Source organism: Microcoleus sp. BM001215392 (genome assembly GCF_036700185.1).
Lineage (GTDB): Bacteria > Cyanobacteriota > Cyanobacteriia > Cyanobacteriales > Microcoleaceae > Microcoleus.
On sequence record NZ_JAUBOJ010000367.1, the window covers coordinates 1 to 7808 of the forward strand.

Genomic DNA, 7808 nt, shown 5'->3' on the forward strand with positions numbered 1-7808 from the left:
CTGTTGACTGTTGACTGTTGACTGTTGACTGTTGACTGTTGACTGTTGACTGTTGTTGGTTATTTGTTATTTGTTATTTGTTGCATATAAAATCATTAATACCCAATGCCCAATGCCCGATTCCCGATTCCCGATGCCCAATGCCCCATTCCCAATGCCCCATTCCCAATGCCCAAATCCGTGAATTACAAAAATCCTGCACCTACAGTTGATATTATCATTGAATTGGTCGATCGCCCGCACCGCCCGATCGTACTCATAGAACGTCTCCATATTCCCTACGGCTGGGCGATTCCCGGCGGCTTTGTCGATTATGGGGAATCGGTAGAAACGGCGGCCAAACGCGAAGCTTTAGAAGAAACCAGCTTGAATGTAGAATTAATCGAGCAATTCTACGTTTATTCCGATCCAAATCGCGACGCGCGGCAACATACAATCAGTATTGTATTCTTGGCTGCTGCAACGGGCGAACCTCAAGCCGCTGACGATGCTAAAAACTTACAAATTTTTGAATCTTGGCAGATTCCTAGTGAATTGTGTTTCGATCACGAGATCATTTTACGCGATTATTGGCGTTACCGTCATTATGGATTGCGCCCGCAATTGTAGGAGAAGAATTTTTAACCGCAGATGCACGGGGATTAACGCGGATGAATTGCTATGATTTATCTGCGTTGATTTGCGTGCATCTGCGGTTTCATTCATAACAATTAAATTTTATGGCTAGCTTGACAATATTAGGCGGAGGTGCATGGGGTTCGGCCCTGGCAAATCTGGGAGGTAAAAAGGGCGATCGGGTAAATTTGTGGTCGCGCCGCAGTTCTTTTAGTCTAGAATCAGTTATAACTGGCGCCGATGTTGTGGTTTCGGCGGTTTCGATGACAGGAGTTGGCGAAACAGTCGATCGCCTGCTTGCCTTAAATCCACATCCCAGTACAATTATAGTTACTGTCACCAAAGGTTTAGACCCCGCCACGACGCGCACTCCGTCTCAAATTTGGCAAAATGCCTTTCCTGACAATCCAATTGTCGTACTTTCGGGCCCCAATCTTTCCGAAGAAATTCAGCAGGGATTACCCGCTGCGACGGTAGCTGCGAGTTTGGATTTAGCGGCGGCGAAACAAGTGCAAACTATTTATAGTTCGGATATTTTTCGGGTTTATGTCAATCAAGACCCCCTGGGGACAGAGTTAGGCGGCACTTTGAAGAATGTTTTTGCGATCGCCGCTGGTGTTTGCGATGGTTTACAATTAGGAACTAATGCTAAATCTGCTTTGCTAACTCGCGCTTTGCCGGAAATGATTCGAGTCGGCGTACGTCTGGAAGCTAAGGCGGAAACTTTTTACGGTTTGTCTGGTTTGGGAGATTTGCTCGCTACTTGCAATAGTTCTTTATCGCGCAATTATCGCGTCGGTTTCGGATTGGCGCAAGGCAAGTCTTTAGAGGAAATTTTGCACGAATTGCAGAGCACTGCTGAAGGAGTCAACACGACGAATGTGTTGATTGATTTAGCTAATCGGCGCGAGATTGAAGTTCCTGTTTCCCGTCAAGTTTACCGCTTGTTGAATGGTGAAATTACTCCCGAACAAGCAGTCTTGGGGTTGATGGAACGCGCTTTAAAGCCGGAGTAATAGGTTCGTAGTGAGGACTTTAGTCCTTCTTAAATATTGAATAAGTATCGTAGGGTGCGTCGCTCTTGACAATTTAGGAATCAGCTTGAAAATCTCGCAGCGACGCACCCTACCAATATTTAGAGCAGCATCACTGAAAATGAGTTTCTTAAAAAAGGCGCTCTAATTTTTTATACACTTCATCATCGTTACGCTTACCAACTAGAATAATTTCCACCAAATCTTCTTCGGGATTAAAGTTGTAAATAATCCGATACTCGCCACTATCTACCCGATAATAACCAGAATATCCGATTAATTGCTTGCTATCATTAGGTAAAGGATCGACATTCAGCGCTAACACTTTTTTAGCAATTTGAGCCGCTATTTTAGGTTGCAAACCCTTGAGAAAGTCCAGAACTGTTTGTCAACCATCAAGCTTCGCCATTGGCCAGTTGTTTTAGTGTTTCTACAAAGGTTTTAGTGCCAACCATTTGAGACTGACTCAGGGCAGATTTTGCTGATGAACCTAAAAGCATATCTTCTAATTCCATCACTCGCTCTATCAAGCGCTGATAGGCATCAGCGGACATAATTACGTGGCTGGGCTGCGATTTATCTGTGAGTAAAACTGGCTCCACAGCAGCTCGGTTAAAGACTGTCCCCTGTGGATTACATACTTCTGCGAGGGTGTAACTTTGCATGACAGATGTTATGAGCGTGGGTTATGTCTATTTTAGACAAAATCGTCACCAACAGGCAAGTATCGTAGGGTGCGTCGCTCTTGATTATCTAGGAATCAGCTTTAAAATATCGTAGCGACGCACCCTACAAAGGAATGTAACCGAAAATGATATAAATGCTATTTATTTAGCGCCGTAATAAAACGCAACTTCTTTCTCTTTCAGCGGTGCAAAGTCGGCCGCTACCAGCATTTTATCGAGTTCCTCTTGTCCGATGTGTTTGACACCGATGCGGACAATGCGCGATCGCATGGTGTTTGACACGCCACTGCGCTGTCTCCCGGCTTCTAAGCCCATCACTTGCTCGTACAGGTCTAATTTTGCCTTGGGAATCGGAGTGCCGTCAAAATCGTTTCCAGAGGCGATCGCCACATCGATCGCATCTGCACCAGTTGTAGCTTGAGTCGCTGAGTTTGTTTCTGAAGACATTGTGCAAATTACATAAAAGGACGATCGTCATTTAAAGTAGTTTAGAGCTAAAAGTACCAAATTTGAACACCGGGAGCATCCCATTTTTGCAAATATATCTGTAGGGGCGAAGCATTGCGGCAGTAAGTCTCTGCTTATCACTAATAAATTACCTGCCGCAATGCTTCGCCCTTACAAAATTGGGATGCACCCCAAGATCGATCGCACTTAGCATTTCTTCAAACACAGGATTGCCAAAACTCATCAATTGTAAAGAAGCATTTTCCTCAAAGATATCCGGGTAAAATGTTACACTATAATTGCCACTTTTATAGTTAAGCTGCCAAGTCTGATTTTCCGATTTCTGGAAAGTTGCACCAATCTGCTTTGCAATCAGAGAATTGACAAACAAATCTTCAACAACTTCAGGAAATAGAGAAGTTTGCGGCAGAGGTTGGCGGATTTCTTGCAAATCTGATTCTACATCCATCGCGACCATTTCATCCAGGGCCAGGCCCGGAGGCGGCGCGTCTAAAATGCGATCGAACTCTCCCAGCAAAACGCCCTCTTCTTCGGGATCTGCACTCATCACAGCTTGTTCGATAAAAGTGGGGACTTTTGCCAAAATCGGCTGCAAGTTGCCGACAACCGTTTGAAAAGCATCGATGCGAGATCGCAATTTCTTGTAAACCTTCGCCTCTACCGTCCCGTCATAGTAAAAATTGTGTATTCTGACTGTATCATAAATCTGTCCGATGCGATCGAGCCTGCCGATCCGCTGTTCCACCCGCATCGGATTCCAAGGCATATCGTAATTGATTAAAACACCGCAAGTTTGCAAATTCAGCCCTTCGGAAGCCGACTCCGTACAAAGCAAAATTTTGATGATTCCTTCTCGAAATTTGGCTTTGATTTGTTCCTTCGGAAACAGCCGCCATTCCCCATTTTGATACAATTCTCCGCCGCGCCCGGAATAGCAAGCAATTTGGGAACCATATAATTGTTGTAAAGCGCTGCGCAGGTAATCCATCGTGTCGGTATATTGCGTAAAGACGATCGCACTTTCCCTCTCAGTCAGTTCTTGACGCAAGATTGTGATAAAATGCGAAAGCTTGCTATCTTCGCCAGTATTCTCGAACTGATAAAGCAAATCTTCTAAATATCTAATTTCTTCAGGATCGGCTGGTGCAAAATAAGATTCCATTCCTTCTAATATTACATCATCCGCATCATCTAAATCGCTGAAATCATCCTCAGTAATGCTAATCCCATCGAGGCGGCGCTGCAAAGATTCGCGAATCGCATAAAACGAACTTGTCAGGCGCTTGCGATAAAGAGTCATCAAAAATCCTAACGCTTTGCGGTTGTCTTTTTGCGCGAGATTGTAGAAATGGCGCACGTAATTGCTGACAGCGAGATAAAGCGGCACTTCGCGGTTATTTTCTAAAGTAATCGCATTATCTCTCACCGCGCGTCGGGGAATATCGCGATCCAACAATCCCCGCTGATAGTATTGGCGCAAGGTATCGCGGGTGTGGCGAAACATCAAATCTTTCAGGGGAGTATTCACCGTCAAATAGTGGCGGGAAGCAGCGATAAAATCTTTGTCTTCAATAACTTGTTTCGGGTTGACACGCTGATTTTTTTCCCAGACATCTCTCAGTTTATAATATAGTAATTTATCGCCCTTCTGTAAAAATTGCTGCAACCGCAAACAGGGCGCGCCTCCCTGCTGGAAGTAATCCACAGACATCTGCTGCCAAAAATTCAAATTTTGCCGATCGACCTTTGCCGACAGCGTGCTAAAATAATTGCAGAAATTCTCGCCGTAAGACCAATGTCCGCCCATTCCCAGAAGCTGCAACAAATCGAAAACCTCGATCGCATCAATCTGCATCGGCGTAGCGGATAATAACAAGAGCGATCGGCTTTTTTCCTTTAACTGCTGCATCAACAGCAGCAACCGATTAGGCGTATCCTTACGGTTTTGCGGGCTTTGGCGGCGGGCGTGATGCGCTTCATCCAGAATCACCAAATCCCACGGTGGCGCGTCTAGGAGTTGTTGGGCGCGATCGCTCCGGCGGACTAAATGAGACGATGCTAAAATCAGATTCTGGGAATTCCAAATATTCTCTTCCCCTGACAGACTCTTCTCTCCATAGGGATTTTTTAGCTCACCTTTGCTGTAACTCCAAAAGTGCAAATTAAATTTTTCGCGCAACTCTTCATGCCACTGCGGCTGAATGCTAGCCGGTGCTAAAATCAAAACGCGCTTGACTTTTTGACTGACAAGCAAATAACGCAAAATCAACCCAGTTTCAATAGTTTTCCCCAATCCAACCTCATCCGCAATCAAAAAACTTTTCGGGAAACTTGCCGCAACTCTACGCAATATTTTAACTTGATGCGGCCAAGGTTTAATGGGAATAGATTTCAAACAATAATCAAGACAACTCGGCGAAGCATACAAATTCAAAAGCGGTTCAAACTTAGCACAATCCAACAACAATTCAGAATCCCCAACAACACCTCCCAAATCCCGACTCCCAACATCCGTTACATCCGCTAAATCCGTTACAAAATCCGCTACCACATCCGCTAAATCCGCTACAAAATCCGTTACAAAATCCGCTGCCACATCCGTTACATCCGCTAAATCCGCTACAAAATCCGCTGCCGAACTTTCCACATCCGCTACATCCGCTACAAAATCCGCTGCCGAACCTTCCTCCCCATTCCACACGGGCTTACTACTGGGCGCGTAGCTAAGCAACTTATTCTTCACCGCTTCCGGCACTTCAAAAACGCGCACATTCGGCGATAAATCGTTCCACAACTGCTCAAACCGAAAAATTTCCTCACCAACACGTTCCGCATCTCGCCCACCTTCCCAGGCACAATAGACGTGGAAAGATTCAACATTACTTTCCCAACCGCTGAGAGATTCGTTATTGGAACCGCTAAAAGCCAATTGTGCGCCGTTACTGTCGGTAAAAATGCCGACTTTTTCGTGAAACATATGCTGGCGATCGACTAAAATTTCACTATCTACCGGGAAACCATTAGACTTGAGGGGAACCGCGATTTTAATATCGAGATAACAGTTTTGAATCAGCCAACTGAGGACTTCAAAATGCTTGAGTTGGGCGAAGGTTTTGGGCGGCTGCAAATCCGCATCAAGGCGCGTGGTAACAGCATCGCGCAGGGCGTAACCTTGTTGGATAGATTGCAAATCTTGCGGGCTGAATTGACAGCCCATAATCAAGCGCATTTGTCCTTGATTGTGCAGCATCGCGCCCAATCCCCGCGCGACTTTGCTGAGGATGGCGCTGTTGAAAAAGCCGGATTTGCGATCGTACTTAACAGCACATTCTAGCGCGGGAATGTAGAAATCGGCGATCGGGTTATTTTCATTGCTAGAATAGCTGATGCGCCAGGGATAATCTTGTAAATTCATGTTATTTGTTATTGGTGAGATGTAACTATCACCCGATTAATTGTAGGGACACTCCAAGAGTCCAAAGCGTTTCAACTTAAGCTTTTAGTCCATCAGTCCTCTCGCCCACCCGCTAGTCCGCCAGGGGTTGAAACCCCTGTCTAATAGCTAAAGTCCTCTAAAAGAGGACTAATGAGTTGAAAAATTCTTCTTCTTAGTCCTCAGTCCTCTTCAGAGGACTTTCGCTATGAGACAGGGAATTCATTCCCTGTCGGACTGCGGGTTTAACCTGAAGCCCGACTGCGGGCTTGACCTTAAATTGACCTAACCCAAATCCAAACTCAACTGTCCCTCAAAAGTCATCTCCAACTGTTGATAAACAACCTTCGCCTTAATCTCATCCATCGCCAACCACAAATCCAACAAAGCCTTCTCCTCCGGTATCCGCTTCTTCTCATCCCCAATTCTGGGAATTACTTTCAACGCCACCTCAATCGCCCGCATGAAATTATCATTATCCGTCAAATTCGTCTTCTTCATAAACTCCCGCACGATTTGAATATCTCCCTCCTCCTGATACAAACCAATAATCGCGTGCAATCCATCCACTAAATATGTCAGCGCAAACTCTTGCGGATTCACCGAAAAAGCTGATTTTTTCAGCCGCTGTTTCGGCGTCAAAAGTTTGCAAGTGCCGCTAACCGAGTCAATCAATTTGTATTTCTTTGCTAAATCTGCGACATCGAAACCGCCGACGGCGAGGGCGAGTTGTCGCGCTTCATCGAAAGGGAATTCGACGGCGCGGAAGGCATCCCAGGCGAGGAAATACCATTGAGTTAGCGCGTCAAATCCGGCGGTATCGGTTTGCACGAGTTTGCGGAAACGGTAATTTGCAATGGCTTTTCTGGCTTCAGCAAATGCAACTTCCGGGCGCACTTCTTCGCCGCTGCTGTCGAGGATGGGATAGGAACGGCTGAACACATTTAAAGCCGGGCCGAAAGCGCTTAAATAAAGGTCAATTCCTTCGATTTTGTTGGCTTCAAATTCCGGGGCGCGCTGTTCGACGAGATTCGCGACTTCCGGGCGCAAATCGTCCCACCAAGCTTGGGCGGCGTTGGGGTCGCGCTTGCGGCAAACTAAAAGGACGGTACTGGAAACTGAGTTTTTCTGCGCTTGGTGGAGGTTTTGGGGATTTTCGGTACTGACGGCCCAGGATGCGGTAATCTCGAAACCGGCATCGATGAGGGATTTTGTGAGCACGTCCCAGGCCCCCGATTCTTTGTGGTTGAATTGGACTGTCATCACGCCGTCTTCGCGCAAAACTCGGTAATATTCCGCGAAGGCGAGGGCCATTTTTGCTTCGTAATCTTGTTTGGCGAGTTCGTCGGGGGATGCGCCCATGTTGCGGAAGCGCGACGGATTCGCCACTGCTTCTCTATCTTTGTCCGTGAGTTCTGAGTAGAATAAATCGGGGAATATATCGCCTAATGTGCGCTTCATCCAAACGTAGAAAAAGTCGGAAAGTTCGGCATATTGGATGGTTGAATAGTAGGGCGGGTCGGTGATAATGGCATCGACTGAATTGTCGGGAATGTGGTAGAGGCTATCGGC

General features: G+C 46.2%; 6 protein-coding genes and 1 pseudogene. 2 read left to right on the forward strand and 5 right to left on the reverse strand.

Translation table 11 applies throughout. The annotated features are described in order from the left end of the window. Nucleotides 1–180: 180 nt before the first annotated feature. Both QT974_RS27900 and QT974_RS27905 read left to right on the forward strand, forming a co-directional pair. On the forward strand, nt 181–609 hold the full coding sequence (locus tag QT974_RS27900) for an NUDIX hydrolase (RefSeq protein WP_333471656.1): 429 nt from the start codon (nt 181–183) through the stop codon (nt 607–609). 110 nt (nt 610–719) lie between these two features. Continuing rightward, nucleotides 720–1631 (forward strand): NAD(P)H-dependent glycerol-3-phosphate dehydrogenase, encoded by a 912-nt coding sequence (locus QT974_RS27905; RefSeq protein ID WP_333471651.1) that lies wholly within the window; start codon nt 720–722, stop codon nt 1629–1631. A 148-nt stretch (nt 1632–1779) separates the two neighbouring features. Here the strand turns inward: QT974_RS27905 and QT974_RS27910 are convergent, their stop codons facing one another. The 5 genes and pseudogenes from QT974_RS27910 to QT974_RS27930 all read right to left on the reverse strand — a co-directional run. Then, nucleotides 1780–2010 (reverse strand): type II toxin-antitoxin system RelE family toxin, encoded by a 231-nt coding sequence (locus tag QT974_RS27910; RefSeq protein ID WP_333471652.1) that lies wholly within the window; start codon nt 2008–2010, stop codon nt 1780–1782. Nucleotides 2011–2044: 34 nt separating this feature from the next. Then, entirely contained in the window at nt 2045–2314 is a 270-nt protein-coding gene (locus QT974_RS27915; protein ID WP_333471653.1) for a type II toxin-antitoxin system Phd/YefM family antitoxin, read from the reverse strand. A gap of 162 nt (nt 2315–2476) precedes the next feature. After that, on the reverse strand, nt 2477–2782 hold the full coding sequence (locus QT974_RS27920; RefSeq protein WP_333471654.1) for a small RNA NsiR4-regulated ssr1528 family protein: 306 nt from the start codon (nt 2780–2782) through the stop codon (nt 2477–2479). A gap of 148 nt (nt 2783–2930) precedes the next feature. Beyond that, the gene (locus QT974_RS27925; protein WP_333471655.1) at nt 2931–6218 is read right to left on the reverse strand and encodes a helicase-related protein; all 3288 of its coding nucleotides are present in this window, start codon (nt 6216–6218) and stop codon (nt 2931–2933) included. Between the two features lie 303 nt (nt 6219–6521). After that, a pseudogene (locus QT974_RS27930) lies at nt 6522–7808 on the reverse strand (DUF1156 domain-containing protein); the annotation flags it as partial.